Source organism: Bacillus sp. GZB (assembly GCF_001975995.1).
Classification (GTDB): Bacteria; Bacillota; Bacilli; order Bacillales; family Bacillaceae; genus Bacillus; species Bacillus velezensis.
Genome location: NZ_MTQG01000016.1, coordinates 261,175 through 275,697, shown reverse-complemented (window position 1 = coordinate 275,697; position 14,523 = coordinate 261,175). Strand labels below are relative to the sequence as shown.

Sequence of the window (14,523 nt, the reverse complement as noted above, 5' to 3'; positions counted from 1 at the left end):
TATTGATGTTAAAAGTAGTTATTGATGGTAACGATTTTAAAAATATAGAAGCATTACACCGAATCTTAAAAGATCAATTAGATTTCCCGGACTTTTATGGTGAAAATCTGAATGCCTTATGGGATTGTCTGACAGGCTGGATAGAATATCCGCTGACTTTGGTGTGGAAGAATTTTGAGGCCAGTCAAAAGGCATTGGGTTCGGATGCTGATGATGTATTAAGGATATTAAAAAAGGCTCAGGCAGAATTAGATGGTGAATTTTTCATTCAAATCGATCAGCCGTCAGCCGGGACAACGGACAGGCACTAAAAAGTGCGTACTTCCCCTCATCCATTTTTCTATCCGATAATAGGGACGGAAGGTTTCAGGCTTTCGATTTCTGTCCATATATAAGAAGAGACTTGCGATAGGGAGGAATGGATGATGGATTTGCAGTTGAAAGGGAAGACGGCGCTTGTGACGGGATCTACGTCAGGCATCGGGAAGGCGATTGCGGCTTCGCTGATTGCAGAAGGTGCTGCCGTGATCATTAACGGACGCCGTGAAGAAAAGGTGAACGAAACGATCCGGGAACTAGAGAAACAGACGCCGGATGCCCGTCTCTATCCGGCCGCATTTGATTTAGGCACGGCGGAAGGATGCGGCGCGATTTTTCAGCAGTACCCTGATGTGGATATTCTCGTCAACAATTTAGGAATCTTTGAACCTGCGGAATACTTTGATATTCCTGACGAAGAGTGGCTCCGGTTTTTCGAGGTGAATATCATGAGCGGCGTGCGGCTGACACGCCGGTATGCAAAGCGGATGATTGAACGGAAGGAAGGGCGGGTGATTTTTATCGCGAGTGAAGCGGCCGTCATGCCTTCTCAGGAAATGGCCCATTACAGCGCCACGAAAACAACGCAGCTGTCGCTGTCACGCAGTCTGGCCGAGCTCACGGAAGGGACGAATGTGACGGTGAATACGGTCATGCCCGGCTCCACGAAAACAGAGGGCGTCGAAACAATGCTCGAGTCGCTTTACCCCGGTGAAAACTTGAGTGCGGCGGAGGCGGAGAAACGATTTATGAAGGAGAATCGTCCGACGTCCATCATTCAGCGGTTGATCCGTCCGGAAGAAATCGCTCACTTTGTCGCCTTTTTAAGCAGCCCGCTGTCGTCTGCCATTAACGGATCTGCATTGCGGATCGACGGCGGCCTGGTGCGGAGCATTATATAAGATGAACGTACAAAAACCCCCGTAAAGCGGGGTTTTTTTAATGCGGATCACGCTGAAACCGGCTGATGATCCTGCTGATTAAATCTTTTGTGGCGGAGTCAAAATGCTCTTCTTTTTGGTTTGTCAAAAGCCCGACCGGCGGAGAAATTGTTAAGTTATGGATCGGAATGACCTTCGTGCCCTCGATCGGTTCTGAGTGCGCCGTCGCCGTAAAGATTGAGACGCCGATATTTTCCCTGACATAGTATTGGTGAGCCATGCTGCTGGTCAGCTCCATTTTTCGATAGCGGCTGCCGATGGCCCGCTGCAGGTGCTGTTCAATTTGAATCCGGATCGGGCAATTGGCGGGCGTAAAAATCAGACATTCATTTTCTAAATCCTCGAGATTAATGCTTGCTTTGGCGGCAAGGGGATGTCTGTCTGACACGATGACATTGAGCGAGTCATGGAAAAACGGATCGAAATAATTTTCCAGAATCAGCTCCGGCTCGCCGCATACGGCAAAATCAATGGCACCCTCCAACAGTTTGCGGCTGCATGTATTGGCATCGTCCACGCTGACATTGACCGACATGTCAGGATAATCATGTAAGAAACCCCGCAGTACGGCAGGGAAGATCAGGCTTGCCGTCGGTTCGGATATGCCGATCTGAATAAGGCCGGCCTGGCCCTGTCTGATATCGGCCAGAGTATGGTCAAGCACCTCGTATTGCGCGAGAAGCTGCCCGGCCCGCTCATGAAACAGCCGCCCCGCCCTTGTCAGCTTCAGCTTCTTTCCCCGTTCAAACAGCTGCGCGCCTACATCCTGTTCCAGCTGTTTAATCCGCATTGAAATCGTCGGCTGTGAGTAGTTCAGAATTTCGGCGGCCTTATAAAAGCTGCCTGACTGTACGATCGTATGAAACGTTTTAATGGTGCGTAATTCCAACGAAATCCCCTCCCGGCTGTTCATTAATTTTCTTGAATCTTTCCTTTACTTTTTTTGATTAGTCAAATAAATCAGTTTGCTTTATAGTATAAACAATCAAAGCTTAGTAAACAAATTGGAATTATATATTTTGCGGGGAGAGTGACCGGAATGAGTGAAGACATATTTCGATTGGCTGAGAAAAAGGATGCGCCGGAGTTTTTAGAGCTGCTGTACAGCGCGTTTCAGCCGATCCGCAATTTGGAGATTGACTGGCCGTCGGCGCGGGCCGACATCGATATGGTAACAGAAAATATTGAAAATCATTCAGCCGTCGTGCTTGAACGGGACGGACGGCTTCTTTCAACCATTACGATCCGTTTTCCGTGGGAGAGTGACACGCCTCCGTCAAAATATCCGTTTGTCTGGTGGTTTGCGACGCTTCCTGAGCTGAAGGGGCAGGGCATCGGCAGCAAACTTTTGACTTATGTGGAGGAACACGTGCTGCGGGATACGCTGAAGGCCCCGGCCATCACGCTCGGCACTTCGGCGCGCAAGCATCCCTGGCTTGTGGATATGTACAGACGGAGGGGGTATGAAGTGTATTTTGAGCAGGAGAAAGACGGAGACATCGGAGTCATGATGAGAAAGGTGCTCATACCGGAGCGGTTTGACGCGTCGCTATTAGGCACACCGAGCTGGGCGCAATGATAAAAAAACGGATCAGAGCCGGCTGTCTGCTTCTGCTGCTCGGCGTGCTGGCCGGGTGCGGGCAAGGAGAAAGCACAAAAGCGGGGAGCGGCGTGCAGACCGTCATTGTCGGCACGGGAACTGATTTTCCGAACATTGCTTTTATGGATGAAAAAGGCGAGCTGACCGGCTATGACATTGAAGTGATGAAAGCCATTGATAAACAGCTGCCGCAATACAAATTTGTCTTTAAGACGATGGATTTTTCGAATCTGCTTACAAGTCTTGCAAACCGGAAAATTGACATGATCGCGCACAATATGGCGAAAAATAAGGAAAGGGAGAAACGCTTTTTGTATCACAAAATCCCGTATAACTACTCGCCGATGTACATCACGGTGAAGGCGGATAATGACGCGATACACACGCTCCGGGATTTAAAAGGGAAAACCGTCATCGTCGGCGCGACGTCAAACGCGGCGGATTATATGACGGCATACAACAAAACCCACGGCAGCCCAATACATTTGAAATACGCCGGGCAGGGCAGCAATGATACAGCAAACCAAATGGAGACAGGACGCGCTGACGCCACCGTATCCACGCCGTTTGCCGTCGAATTTCAAAATAAGACGCACGCGTTCAAACAAAAGACGGTCGGTGATGTGCTGCTGGATACCGAGGTGTATTTTATGTTCAATAAAAACAGCCAAACCCTGGCGGACGATACAGATCGGGCGATTCAAAAGCTGGAGAAGGACGGCACATTGAAAAGGCTGAGTGAAAAATGGCTCGGCGCGGATTATTCAAAATCAAGTTTCACGAAATAACTGAAGCAGAAAACGGGGCGATCACATGAAAATAAGACTGGCGGTCATGTCATTAACAATTGCCGCAACGGCGGCGTTATCAGCCTGCGGCGCGGGCGGAGAGGCGGCAGCAGGCAATCAGAAAAACGTGAAGAACATCACGGTCGGCACCGGCACTCAATTTCCCAATATTTGCTTTATTGATGATAAAGGCAAATTGACGGGCTACGACGTTGAGCTGGTGAAAGAGCTTGACAGGCGCCTGCCGGACTATCGTTTCACCTTTAAAACGATGGATTTCTCCAACCTGCTTGTCAGCCTCAGCCAGCATAAAGTCGATATCGTAGCCCATCAAATGGAGAAAAGCGCTGAACGGGAGAAAAAATTTCTGTTCAATCAAGTCGCGTATAACAACTTCCCGCTGAAAATCACGGTGCTTCAAGAAAACGGGAACATTCACGGCATTGAGGACTTGAAAGGAAAGCGGGTCATTACAAGCCCGACGTCAAACGGTGCGCTTGTGCTGAAGAAATGGAATGAAAAACACGGCAGTTCGTTTGAAATCGCTTATGCCGGCCAAGGCTCCAACGATGCGGCCAATCAGCTGAAATCCGGCCGCGCCGATGCGACGATTTCAACACCGTTTGCCGTCGATTTCCAAAACAAAACGAGCGCGATCAAAGAAAAAACGGTCGGCGGGGTGCTGTCAAATGCCAAAGTGTTCTTTATGTTTAACAAAAATGAACAAACGCTGAGCGATGACATTGATAAAGCCCTGCAGGAAATCATTGATGACGGCACGCTTAAAAAGCTGAGTGAAAAGTGGCTCGGCGCGGATTATTCAAAGGAGCAATATTAAGTGAAAAAGAGAGGGATCGGCAATGGAAAAAGCGTTTGATATCAGTATGATCTCATCCTTTGTGCCGACATTGCTCGGGTATTTGCCCGTCACGCTGTATATATTGGCGGTGTCTTTGCTGTTCGGCTTTCTATTGGGGCTGCTTTTGGCGCTGCCCCGGATCTATCGCATTCCCGTTTTGAATCAGTTTGCGAAGCTGTATATCTCTTTTTTCAGAGGAACGCCCATCATGGTGCAGCTGTTCATTGTATTTTACGGTATTCCGGCGCTCACGGCGCTCGCCGGAATTGATACCTCCAAAATGGACCCTTTGTATGCGGCAATCGCCACGTACGCGCTGAGCAGCGCGGCAAGAGCGGCGGAAATCATCAGGGGAGGTGTGAACAGCGTCGACCGCGGGCAGGCGGAGGCGGCGTTCAGCATCGGGCTGAACGGGGGGCAGACATTCCGGCGCATCATTCTGCCGCAGGCGCTTGTGCAGGCCTTTCCCAACATCGGGAATATGGTGATCGGTTTCTTAAAAGATACATCACTCGCTTTTTCGATCGGGGTGATGGATATGTCGGGCAGAGGACAGACCTTGATTACATCGAGCAATCATTCTTTAGAAGTGTATATCTCGCTTTCTGTTCTGTATTATGCGGCCGCCCTTTTATTTGAATGTGTCTTCAGATGGGCCGAAAAACGAATCAAGAAAGATGAGACGCGCCTTGTGACGGTTTTTGACATGAGCGCGCACGGCTGAAAAGGAGGGAGAACAGTGGAGCTGGACATTCCATTTATCGGCACTGCGATAAAACAAATGGTGAAAACCGTTCCGCTTACATTGGCGATGACGGTCATTCCGCTTATTGCCGGATTTTTCATAGCTCTCGGCAATATCACGGTGCGTATATTCCGCATCAAATGGCTGCTGGCCTGCTCAGCGTTTTATGTGTCTTTTTTCCGCAGCACCCCGGCGATTCTCCATATCATGCTGATTTATTTAGGGGTTCCGCTGATTGCCGATCAATTCAGCCGCGCGTTTCATCTCGGCTGGTCGGCCAATCAGATTCCGGTCGCCGTGTTTGTCATCATGGCACTGTCATTAACGGCAGGCGCTTATATGACGGAAATTCTCCGATCCGGGATCATGGCCGTCGATACGGGGCAGGCGGAGGCGGCATATTCAATCGGCCTGACGCGGGGACAGATGATTCGGCGCGTGGTTCTGCCGCAGGCGTTCATGATATCTCTCCCGAACTTCACCAATATAGGCATCGGCTTTTTGCATACCACTTCCATCGCGGCCATTGTTGCGGTGCCTGAAATTACAGGAACGGCGACGATTGCGGCATCCGATAACTATGCGTTTCTGGAAGCATTTATCGGGGCGGCCGTGATTTATTGGGGATTAACGCTGATTCTCGAAGCTGTAAACAGTCTGGCGGAAAAAAGGGCAGCCAGATATCAAGGAGGCGCATTATGATCGAAATCCGAAACATTCAAAAACATTTTGGCAGTCATCACGTGTTAAAGGGGATCAATTTAAGTGTCCGGAAAGGAGAAGTCGTGACCATCATCGGCCCGAGCGGTTCCGGGAAAACCACTTTTCTGCGCTGCCTTAATTTACTTGAGCGGCCGGATGAGGGCGCCATTTCGCTGCACGGTGAAGTCATTAACTGCAAAAAGCCTGCCAAAAAAGACATTCTCAGACTGAGGAAACAGACGGCGATGGTTTTTCAGCAATATCATTTGTTTTCGCATAAAACGGCGATTCAAAATGTCATGGAAGGCCTGACGGTCGCAAGGAAAATGAAAAAACCAGATGCGTACGCCATTGCCGAGCGGGAACTGGCCAAGGTGGGGCTTCAAGATAAATTGCACGCCTATCCGAATCAACTGTCGGGAGGCCAAAAGCAGCGGGTCGGGATTGCCCGGGCGCTTGCTATTCATCCTGATGTCATGCTGTTTGACGAACCGACCGCAGCCCTCGATCCGGAGCTTGTCGGCGAGGTGCTCGAGGTGATGCTTAACATTGTGCGGACCGGCGCCACCATGATCATTATCACACATGAGATGGAATTCGCCAGAAGAGTGTCCGACCGAATTGTGTTTATGGATGAAGGAGCAATCGTGGAACAAGGAACGCCTGAGGAAGTCTTTTACAAGACGAAAAAAGATAGAACGAAGAAGTTCCTCCGCCGCGTGCTGCCTGATTACGGTTATGACATAAAAGAGCGCATAAAGGAGCCTGTCGTATGATTCGTTTAAGCATTTTAGACCAAAGTGTCACCGCGGAAAACCAAACCGCAGAAGAAGCCTTGCGGCAAACGGTGAAATTGGCTCAGGAGGCCGAACAATACGGATATGACCGTTTCTGGGCGGCGGAGCATCATAACAATGAAGAGATAGCGGGATCAGCGCCGGAAATTGTCCTGGGGTATCTTGCCGCAAGTACGAAAAAAATCCGTCTCGCATCCGGCGGGGTGATGCTGCAGCATTACAGTCCCTATAAAGTGGCGGAGCAGTTCCGGGTTCTGTCCGCCCTTGCTCCCGGCCGTGTGGCGCTTGGTGTCGGCAAAGCGCCCGGCGGATTTCAGCTGTCAACCGATGCGCTGCAGCGGGAGCTTATCCAGCCCGCCCGTTTATTTGAAGAAAAGCTTGAGGAGCTGACTCATTTCATCCGAAATGATTTTCCGGACTCGCATCGCTACGCGTCATTGCGGCCGGCGCCGCATACTGAGTATGCGCCTGACCTCTTTTTGCTCGGCGGCAGCGCGGAAAGCGCGATATCCGCGGCCAAACTCGGCATTTCCTTCGTTTTCGCCTATTTCATAAACGGTGAAGAGGCTGCGTTAGAAAAAGCGCGCCATGCCTTTGACGAGCATCTGCCGAAAGGGGCGAAGGCGGAATTTCACCTTGCGCCGATGGTCTTTACCGCGCATACAAAAGCAGAAGCGGAAAAACACGTGGTATCGCGTGAATCGGTCAAAATCATTCTCGAAGACGGCAAAAAGGTGAATGTCGGTTCCCGGGAACAAGCGGAAGCGTTTCTTGAACAAGTCACGCAGCCATATACGCTGATTACACAAAAGACGGGTGTGATTGCCGGGACAAAAGAAGAGACTGCCGCCGAGCTGCGACGATTATCCGTTCAATACAGCATTACTGATTTTGTGATTCTGTCGCCTATCAAAAACGCTGAGGAAAAACGATTGTCTTACCGGCTGTTAAGCGAAGCGGTGCAGCCGGCTCCACAATTATAGGAGGGATGAACATGAGTCATGAAGTAAACGTAGTGGTCTGGAGCAAACAGGGCTGCTCCTATTGCGATGAAGTGAAAGGATATTTGCGGGAAAACGCCGTGGCATACGAAACAATTGATGTGACAGAACGGGATGAATTGCGTGACGTGCTGCAGACGAAGTACGGCATCCGTCATGTCCCCGTCGTTGAAATCGGCAGCGGTGACAGCCGTGCGTATCAGGCCGTTACTCAAGTCGGCATTGAACATGTAGAACGGGCGCTTGCCGATTACGAGGGGAAAAAGGGGGAGAGAAAATGAGCCGGACGGATCTTATTCAATTCGGAGCCATGATTCACGGTGTCGGCGGCACAACAGACGGCTGGCGTCATCCCGACGCCGATCCGACAGCAAGCACGAATGCGGCGTTTTACAGGCAAAAAGCGCAGACTGCTGAAAGAGGGCTGTTCAGCTTTGCTTTTATTGCGGACGGCTTGTTCATTTCTGAAAAGTCCATCCCGCATTTCTTAAATCGGTTTGAGCCGATCACCATTTTATCGGCGCTTGCCGCCTCTACAACCCATCTTGGTTTAATCGGCACATTTTCCACATCGTTCACTGAGCCGTTCACCATCGCAAGACAGCTGATGTCTCTTGACCATATCAGCGGCGGCCGGGCGGGCTGGAATCTCGTCACCTCTCCGCAGGCGGGAGCCGCGCGCAATCACAGCAAAGAAAGCCTTCCCGACCACAGCCGGCGCTACGCCATCGCCCAGGAACATGTGGACGTGGTGCGCGGTCTGTGGAATTCCTGGGAAGAAGATGCCTTCGTCCGCAACAAAGAAACCGGGCAGTTTTTTGACCCTGACAAACTGCATCGCCTGTATCACAAAGGCGAGTATTTTCAAGTGGAGGGCCCGCTGAATATCGGCCGGTCCAAACAGGGAGAGCCGGTCGTTTTCCAAGCGGGGTCTTCAGAAACCGGCCGGTCGTTTGCCGCGAGGAATGCAGATGCAGTCTTTACGCACTCCAATTCACTTGAGGAAACGAAGGCTTTTTATGATGATGTGAAGAAGCGGGCGGCGGATTACGGCCGGGACGCTTCCAAGCTGCGGATTTTTCCGGGAATCAGTCCGATTATAGCCGGCTCACAGGAAGAAGCGGAAGCGAAATACCAAGAATTCGCCGAGCTGATTCCCATAGAGAACGCTGTTAAATATGTGGCCAGATTTTTTGACGATTATGATCTGAGCCGTTTTCCGCTGGATGAGCCGTTTCCTGATTTGGGCGACGTCGGGAAAAACGCGTTTCAAAGCACGACAGACCGTATCAAAAGAGAGGCGAAAACCCGGAATCTTACGCTGCGTCAAGTGGCGCGCGAAGCCGCGTTTCCGCGAACCAACTTTATCGGGACACCGGAACGTGTGGCGTCATTAATTGAAACATGGTTTCAGCGGGAAGCGGCGGACGGGTTTATCATTCACTCTGACATCCCCGGCATGCTTGAAGCCTTTGTGGATCAAGTTATACCGATCCTTCAGGAAAAGGGGCTGTACCGAAAAAGCTATCCGGCCGATACACTGCGGGGGAATCTCGGATTGGATATTCCGGCCTGCAGACCCAATCCGATTTTGAGCAGAAACTAAATGTTTCTGCTTTTTCTGCTGCTTGCCATTCCCGTCATTACAACCTTTTTTAAAAAAATATACTGATTTCAAGATATTATTGTTGCTAAATGATTTTTTTGTAACTATAATTATTACAGAACTGATCAGTATAAAAAAACATTCATATTTCATAATAAATGTGTGTGTAATCTGAAAACGAAAGGGCTGTTTACAATGGCAAAAGTACTTTATATCACTGCTCATCCTCATGATGAAAAGACATCTTACAGTATGGCGACAGGAAAAGCGTTTATCGATTCTTATAAAGAATCAAACCCGAATGATGAGGTTGTACATATCGACCTTTACAAAGAGAACATTCCTCATATCGACGCGGATGTATTCAGCGGCTGGGGAAAACTTCAATCCGGCACAGGTTTTGAAGAGCTTTCTGAAAACGAAAAAGCGAAAGTCGGCCGTCTGAACGAGCTGAGCGATCAATTCGCGTCAGCTGACAAATACGTATTCGTCACACCGCTTTGGAACTTCTCATTCCCGCCTGTTATGAAAGCGTACCTTGATTCTGTGGCTGTAGCCGGAAAATCATTCAAATATACAGAGCAAGGCCCGATCGGTCTGTTGACTGACAAAAAAGCGCTCCACATTCAGGCGCGCGGAGGCTATTACTCTGAAGGGCCGGCGGCTGATATGGAAATGGGCCACCGTTACATCGGCATCATGATGAACTTCTTCGGCGTTCCTTCTTTTGACGGATTAATCGTTGAAGGCCATAATGCTGAACCGAATAAAGCACAGCAAATTAAAGAAGATGCGATTGCCCGCGCGAAAGAAGCCGGAAAATCATTCTGATCTTAAAAAAACCTCCCCGCCGTACGGCTGGGAGGTTTTTTATATTAAAGGGCAATCGTCCGTTTTTGTTCGCTGCTTCTCATCGCCGCTTCAATGACACGGATGACATCGATGCCTTCTTTTGCCGTAACGGGAAGCGATTTTCCGTTTAAGATGCTGTCTGCCAGCAGTTTGTAGTACGTAAGGTAAGAGCCGTTCTCAGAGGGGATTGTTTCTGTATGCCTTTTCTCATCCGCTGCGGTTGTCAGCTCTCCGAAGTTGTCAGGATCATCGGCGCCCCAGCTGTCGTCAACCGGCTTTTTGCCCGCTGAAAGCGCGTCTTCCTGTCCGTCCATTCCGTATTTGATAAAGCTTGCATTCCGTCCGTGAATCTGATAGCGCGGGCCGCTTGCCGCATTCATGGAGCCGGATTGAAGAATGACCTGAAGCTTGCCGTAATGGAGCGCGGCCAGAAAACAATCAACAGTTTCACTATTGTCCCGCTGCTTCATCACATGTGCGGTGACGGATTCCGGCATTCCGAAAAGCAGAAGCGTCTGGTCAATAATATGTGAACCGAGATCATACAGCGTTCCCGTGGCGGGTCCGTTTTTTTCGCGCCATCTTTCTTGTACAACCGGATTGTACAGATCGTAGTTGACTTGATATGTATGAATGTCTTGAAGCGCCCCGTCCCGAATCAGCTTTTGTATTGTTAAAAAGTCATTGTCCCACCGCCGGTTGTGATACACGCTCAGTAAGACGCCTTTATCTTCAGCCGTTCTTCTCAGTTCCTCCGCTTCTGCTGAAGTCGCCGTCATCGGTTTTTCCACGACGGTGTGTTTTCCCGCAAGGAGGCATTTCATCGCTGATTCATAATGCATTCCGCTCGGTGTCGTGACAATGACGAGATCAATGTCAGGATCACCGGTAATGTCTTCAATCGCGCGCACGGCTTCAGCCCCCGGCAGATCACGTTTGACCTCCTCCGTTCTGGAGGTCATGACTTTTTTGATCTGATAATCATCAAGGACGTCCAAAAGCGGCGCATGAAAAACTTTACCCGACAAACCATATCCCAATATGCCAACCTGTATCGTTTTCAATGAACTTCCCCCTCATGATATGTGATAACATTATATACCCCGCGGGAGTACTGGTAAAACTTGTGTGTTGAAAATTTTTTACACCGGATTTTCAAGTCTGTATAATGAAGATAACGAAGAAAAAAACCGAGGTGGAAAATGGACAAACATACCGAGCATCAATCGTTAAATCATAAAAGTGCCAAAGAAAAAGACCAGATTCTGAACCGGCTGAAACGAATTGAAGGCCAGGTCAGGGGCATTCAGAATATGGTGGAGAACGAACGATACTGTGTGGATATTCTCGTGCAGATTTCAGCCGTACAGGCGGCCATGCAGAAAGTCGCGTTTCATCTGCTGGAAGATCACGCCCATCACTGCGTAGCCGGCGCCATTGAGAGCGGAAACGGGGAGCAGGCGATTGCCGAGCTGCTTGATGTTGTGAAAAAAATCGCAAAATCGTAAAATAAAATGTTTTGAAATACCCTACAGGGGTATGGTAACATGAAGAAGAAAAAACAAGACGTGGAGGGAATCATCATGGAACAAAAAACACTGCAAGTCGAAGGCATGTCCTGTCAGCACTGTGTCAAAGCAGTAGAGACCGGAGTAGGAGAACTGAACGGAGTGACGGCGGTTCAGGTGAAATTGGAAGCCGGACAGGTGGATGTGACGTTTGATGAGAACAAAGTCTCCGTATCAGATATAAAAGACGCGATTGAAGATCAAGGTTATGACGTCGTATAGGATTTATCGCGCTGCGGAAACGGGCGCGGTTTTCTTTTATCATAATTATACCCCCGTGGGGTTTATGAAGAGAGATGAGGACATTGAGTGAACCGAAAGAAATGACCATTCAAGTGGGGGGCATGACATGCGCCGCCTGCGCTTCAAGAATTGAAAAAGGGCTGAAACGGATGGACGGCGTCAATGACGCTTCCGTCAATCTTGCGCTTGAAACCTCAAATATTTCCTATCAGCCTGACAAAATCGAAGCTGGCGCCATAAAAGAAAAAATTGAAAAACTCGGCTACCATGTTGTGACGGAAAAAGCCGATTTTCAGATTAAAGGCATGACGTGCGCCGCTTGCGCCAACCGGATTGAAAAGCGCCTGAACAAAATAGGGGGAGTTGACAGCGCACCGGTGAATTTCGCCCTGGAAACGGTCACCGTTGAATACAATCCGAAAGAGGTGACACCGAAAGAGCTGAAAGAGACCGTGGCAAAACTCGGCTACAGATTAGACGAGAAGAAAGCGGTTGATGGAGCCGGCGGATTTTCCCAAAAGGAGAAAGAGCAGCGAAAACAGCTGATCAGGCTGATATTTTCTGCCGTTCTCTCCTTTCCGCTTCTATGGTCGATGGTCAGCCATTTTTCTTTTACTTCTTTTATCTGGATGCCGGATATCCTGATGAATCCGTGGCTGCAATTCGCGCTTGCCACCCCGGTGCAGCTCGTCATCGGCTGGCCTTTTTATATGGGAGCGTACAAGGCGCTGAGAAACAAAAGCGCCAATATGGATGTTCTCGTTGCGCTCGGAACGACGGCCGCTTACGCATACAGCCTGTACATGACGATTGCGTCTCTCGGACGAGACGGACATGTTGAGGGGCTTTATTATGAAACGAGCGCCATTTTGCTGACTTTGATTTTGCTTGGAAAGCTTTTAGAGATGAAAGCGAAAGGCCGCTCATCAGAAGCGATTAAAAAGTTAATGAAGCTTCAGGCGAAGACGGCGGCGGTTGAGCGGGAAGGGAAGGTACAGGTGATTCCGATTGACGAGGTCCGGACGGGGGATATCGTATATGTGAAACCGGGAGAACGCGTCCCTGTCGATGGCGAAGTGATTGAAGGCTATTCCGCGATTGATGAATCGATGATTACGGGAGAGAGCATGCCTGTCGATAAGTCTCCCGGAAGCACTGTCACCGGGGCGACGATCAATGCAAACGGCTTTCTCAAAATCAAAGCGGTGAATGTCGGGAAAGATACCGCGCTTGCACACATTATTAAAATCGTAGAAGAAGCCCAAGGATCAAAAGCCCCCATTCAGCGGCTCGCGGATCACATTTCAGGCATTTTCGTCCCGATTGTGCTGGGGCTGGCCGTGCTGACTTTTCTCATTTGGTATGTATGGGCCGCGCCGGGACAGTTTTCTGAAGCGATCGGCAAATTCATCGCCGTGCTTGTCATTGCTTGTCCGTGCGCACTCGGGCTCGCCACTCCGACGAGCATTATGGCGGGCTCCGGCCGCGCAGCTGAATTCGGCATTCTTTTTAAAGGCGGAGAGCATTTAGAAAAGACCCAGCGTCTGACGACAATCGTACTGGATAAAACAGGAACGGTGACAAACGGCAGACCGGTTCTGACAGATGCCGTACCGGCAGAGGGAATGAACGAAGAGGAACTCCTGCGGCTGGCGGCGGCCGCCGAAACGGGATCAGAGCACCCGCTTGGAGAAGCCATCGTGTCAGGAGCCGAAAAACGGGGGATTGCCATCCCGAAAATCACCCGGTTCCAAGCCCGGATCGGTTCCGGAATCTATGCAGAGGCTGACGGCAGAACGATTCTTGCCGGATCAAGACGGCTGATGGAATCAGAACACATTGAACATGAGGCGCTGCTTCCGCACATGGACCGCTTGGAGGCGGAAGGAAAAACGGTGATGCTTATTTCGGCAGACGGCAAAGCGGCGGGGCTTATCGCAGTCGCCGATACAATCAAAGAAACATCTCCGGCCGCGGTGAAACGACTGAATGATATGGGGCTTGACGTCATCATGATGACCGGTGACAACAAAAAGACCGCGGAGGCCATTGCAAAAGCCGCGGGCATCGGCAGCGTGATCGCCGAAGTGCTTCCCGAACAAAAGGCGGCGGAAATTTCCCGGCTGCAAAAAGAAGGCAGACGTGTGGCGATGGTCGGTGACGGCATCAATGATGCTCCGGCGCTGGCTGTGGCCGATATCGGAATGGCCATCGGCACCGGCACAGATATCGCAATGGAAGCGGCGGATATTACGCTGATCCGCGGTGACCTGAACGGCATTGCCGACGCCATCGGCATGAGCAGGCTGACCATGAGAAACATCAAGCAGAATTTAGGCTGGGCATTGGGATACAACAGCATCGGCATTCCGATTGCGGCGTCCGGCTTTCTGGCCCCGTGGGTGGCAGGCGCTGCCATGGCGTTCAGCTCAGTATCGGTCGTGCTTAATGCTTTGCGTTTACAGAAGGTGAAAAAAGACAAAATGGGCTGAGGCCTGTTTTG

17 protein-coding genes are annotated in these 14,523 nt (G+C 50.2%); 15 read left to right on the top strand and 2 right to left on the bottom strand.

Annotation, left to right across the window (positions count from 1 at the left end; genetic code table 11):
* Window positions 1-5 precede the first annotated feature (5 nt).
* Window positions 6-311, top strand: coding sequence for a barstar family protein (locus BXO87_RS07175; RefSeq protein ID WP_038459855.1), 306 nt, complete (start codon window positions 6-8; stop codon window positions 309-311).
* Between the two features lie 114 nt (window positions 312-425).
* Window positions 426-1,220, top strand: coding sequence for an SDR family NAD(P)-dependent oxidoreductase (locus tag BXO87_RS07170; RefSeq protein WP_038459853.1), 795 nt, complete (start codon window positions 426-428; stop codon window positions 1,218-1,220).
* A gap of 37 nt (window positions 1,221-1,257) precedes the next feature.
* Here BXO87_RS07170 and BXO87_RS07165 read toward each other — a convergent pair whose 3' ends face one another.
* Window positions 1,258-2,148 (bottom strand): LysR family transcriptional regulator, encoded by an 891-nt coding sequence (locus BXO87_RS07165; protein ID WP_038459851.1) that lies wholly within the window; start codon window positions 2,146-2,148, stop codon window positions 1,258-1,260.
* Between the two features lie 150 nt (window positions 2,149-2,298).
* On the opposite strand from BXO87_RS07165, the gene BXO87_RS07160 reads away from it, so the two are divergent.
* From BXO87_RS07160 to azoRB, 10 genes are all read left to right on the top strand, one after another.
* Window positions 2,299-2,838: a GNAT family N-acetyltransferase gene (locus BXO87_RS07160; protein ID WP_003151702.1), complete on the top strand. Its 540-nt coding sequence runs from the start codon at window positions 2,299-2,301 to the stop codon at window positions 2,836-2,838.
* Window positions 2,835-3,647, top strand: coding sequence for an amino acid ABC transporter substrate-binding protein (locus tag BXO87_RS07155; protein ID WP_038459849.1), 813 nt, complete (start codon window positions 2,835-2,837; stop codon window positions 3,645-3,647). Before BXO87_RS07160 ends, BXO87_RS07155 begins: the two co-directional genes overlap by 4 nt.
* A gap of 25 nt (window positions 3,648-3,672) precedes the next feature.
* A complete protein-coding gene (locus BXO87_RS07150; protein WP_038459847.1) occupies window positions 3,673-4,485 on the top strand; it encodes an amino acid ABC transporter substrate-binding protein in 813 nt (270 codons plus the stop codon).
* Window positions 4,486-4,507: 22 nt separating this feature from the next.
* Window positions 4,508-5,230, top strand: a complete 723-nt coding sequence (locus BXO87_RS07145) for an amino acid ABC transporter permease (protein WP_007613792.1) — start codon at window positions 4,508-4,510, stop codon at window positions 5,228-5,230.
* Between the two features lie 15 nt (window positions 5,231-5,245).
* Window positions 5,246-5,953, top strand: a complete 708-nt coding sequence (locus BXO87_RS07140) for an amino acid ABC transporter permease (protein WP_038459845.1) — start codon at window positions 5,246-5,248, stop codon at window positions 5,951-5,953.
* Window positions 5,950-6,729 (top strand): amino acid ABC transporter ATP-binding protein, encoded by a 780-nt coding sequence (locus BXO87_RS07135; RefSeq protein ID WP_038459843.1) that lies wholly within the window; start codon window positions 5,950-5,952, stop codon window positions 6,727-6,729. Before BXO87_RS07140 ends, BXO87_RS07135 begins: the two co-directional genes overlap by 4 nt.
* Complete coding sequence (locus BXO87_RS07130) at window positions 6,726-7,733, top strand: LLM class flavin-dependent oxidoreductase (RefSeq protein WP_038459841.1); 1,008 nt, start codon at window positions 6,726-6,728, stop codon at window positions 7,731-7,733. Before BXO87_RS07135 ends, BXO87_RS07130 begins: the two co-directional genes overlap by 4 nt.
* Window positions 7,734-7,744: 11 nt before the next feature.
* The gene (locus tag BXO87_RS07125) at window positions 7,745-8,032 is read left to right on the top strand and encodes a glutaredoxin family protein (RefSeq protein WP_032876487.1); all 288 of its coding nucleotides are present in this window, start codon (window positions 7,745-7,747) and stop codon (window positions 8,030-8,032) included.
* Entirely contained in the window at window positions 8,029-9,357 is a 1,329-nt protein-coding gene (locus tag BXO87_RS07120; protein ID WP_038459840.1) for an LLM class flavin-dependent oxidoreductase, read from the top strand. Before BXO87_RS07125 ends, BXO87_RS07120 begins: the two co-directional genes overlap by 4 nt.
* A 195-nt stretch (window positions 9,358-9,552) precedes the next feature.
* Complete coding sequence (gene azoRB, locus BXO87_RS07115) at window positions 9,553-10,188, top strand: FMN-dependent NADH-azoreductase AzoRB (RefSeq protein ID WP_003151719.1); 636 nt, start codon at window positions 9,553-9,555, stop codon at window positions 10,186-10,188.
* Window positions 10,189-10,232: 44 nt separating this feature from the next.
* Here the strand turns inward: azoRB and BXO87_RS07110 are convergent, their stop codons facing one another.
* Complete coding sequence (locus tag BXO87_RS07110) at window positions 10,233-11,273, bottom strand: oxidoreductase (protein ID WP_038459838.1); 1,041 nt, start codon at window positions 11,271-11,273, stop codon at window positions 10,233-10,235.
* Window positions 11,274-11,411: 138 nt separating this feature from the next.
* Between BXO87_RS07110 and csoR the strand changes: the two genes are divergently transcribed.
* The 3 genes from csoR (at window position 11,412) to BXO87_RS07095 (ending at window position 14,512) form a co-directional block, all read left to right on the top strand.
* Window positions 11,412-11,717, top strand: a complete 306-nt coding sequence (gene csoR, locus BXO87_RS07105) for a copper-sensing transcriptional repressor CsoR (RefSeq protein ID WP_013353610.1) — start codon at window positions 11,412-11,414, stop codon at window positions 11,715-11,717.
* A 75-nt stretch (window positions 11,718-11,792) separates the two neighbouring features.
* Window positions 11,793-11,999, top strand: coding sequence for a copper chaperone CopZ (copZ, locus tag BXO87_RS07100; protein ID WP_015240581.1), 207 nt, complete (start codon window positions 11,793-11,795; stop codon window positions 11,997-11,999).
* An 83-nt stretch (window positions 12,000-12,082) separates the two neighbouring features.
* Window positions 12,083-14,512: a heavy metal translocating P-type ATPase gene (locus BXO87_RS07095; RefSeq protein WP_038459835.1), complete on the top strand. Its 2,430-nt coding sequence runs from the start codon at window positions 12,083-12,085 to the stop codon at window positions 14,510-14,512.
* Window positions 14,513-14,523 lie beyond the last annotated feature (11 nt).

Coding starts and splice junctions, on each gene's coding strand:
- BXO87_RS07130 (WP_038459841.1), top strand. CDS start 6,726: ATGATTCGTTTAAGCATTTTAGACCAAAGTGTCACCGCGGAAAACCAA.
- BXO87_RS07160 (WP_003151702.1), top strand. CDS start 2,299: ATGAGTGAAGACATATTTCGATTGGCTGAGAAAAAGGATGCGCCGGAG.
- BXO87_RS07170 (WP_038459853.1), top strand. CDS start 426: ATGGATTTGCAGTTGAAAGGGAAGACGGCGCTTGTGACGGGATCTACG.
- BXO87_RS07155 (WP_038459849.1), top strand. CDS start 2,835: ATGATAAAAAAACGGATCAGAGCCGGCTGTCTGCTTCTGCTGCTCGGC.
- BXO87_RS07135 (WP_038459843.1), top strand. CDS start 5,950: ATGATCGAAATCCGAAACATTCAAAAACATTTTGGCAGTCATCACGTG.
- BXO87_RS07120 (WP_038459840.1), top strand. CDS start 8,029: ATGAGCCGGACGGATCTTATTCAATTCGGAGCCATGATTCACGGTGTC.
- BXO87_RS07125 (WP_032876487.1), top strand. CDS start 7,745: ATGAGTCATGAAGTAAACGTAGTGGTCTGGAGCAAACAGGGCTGCTCC.
- BXO87_RS07150 (WP_038459847.1), top strand. CDS start 3,673: ATGAAAATAAGACTGGCGGTCATGTCATTAACAATTGCCGCAACGGCG.
- csoR (WP_013353610.1), top strand. CDS start 11,412: ATGGACAAACATACCGAGCATCAATCGTTAAATCATAAAAGTGCCAAA.
- BXO87_RS07175 (WP_038459855.1), top strand. CDS start 6: ATGTTAAAAGTAGTTATTGATGGTAACGATTTTAAAAATATAGAAGCA.
- BXO87_RS07145 (WP_007613792.1), top strand. CDS start 4,508: ATGGAAAAAGCGTTTGATATCAGTATGATCTCATCCTTTGTGCCGACA.
- copZ (WP_015240581.1), top strand. CDS start 11,793: ATGGAACAAAAAACACTGCAAGTCGAAGGCATGTCCTGTCAGCACTGT.
- azoRB (WP_003151719.1), top strand. CDS start 9,553: ATGGCAAAAGTACTTTATATCACTGCTCATCCTCATGATGAAAAGACA.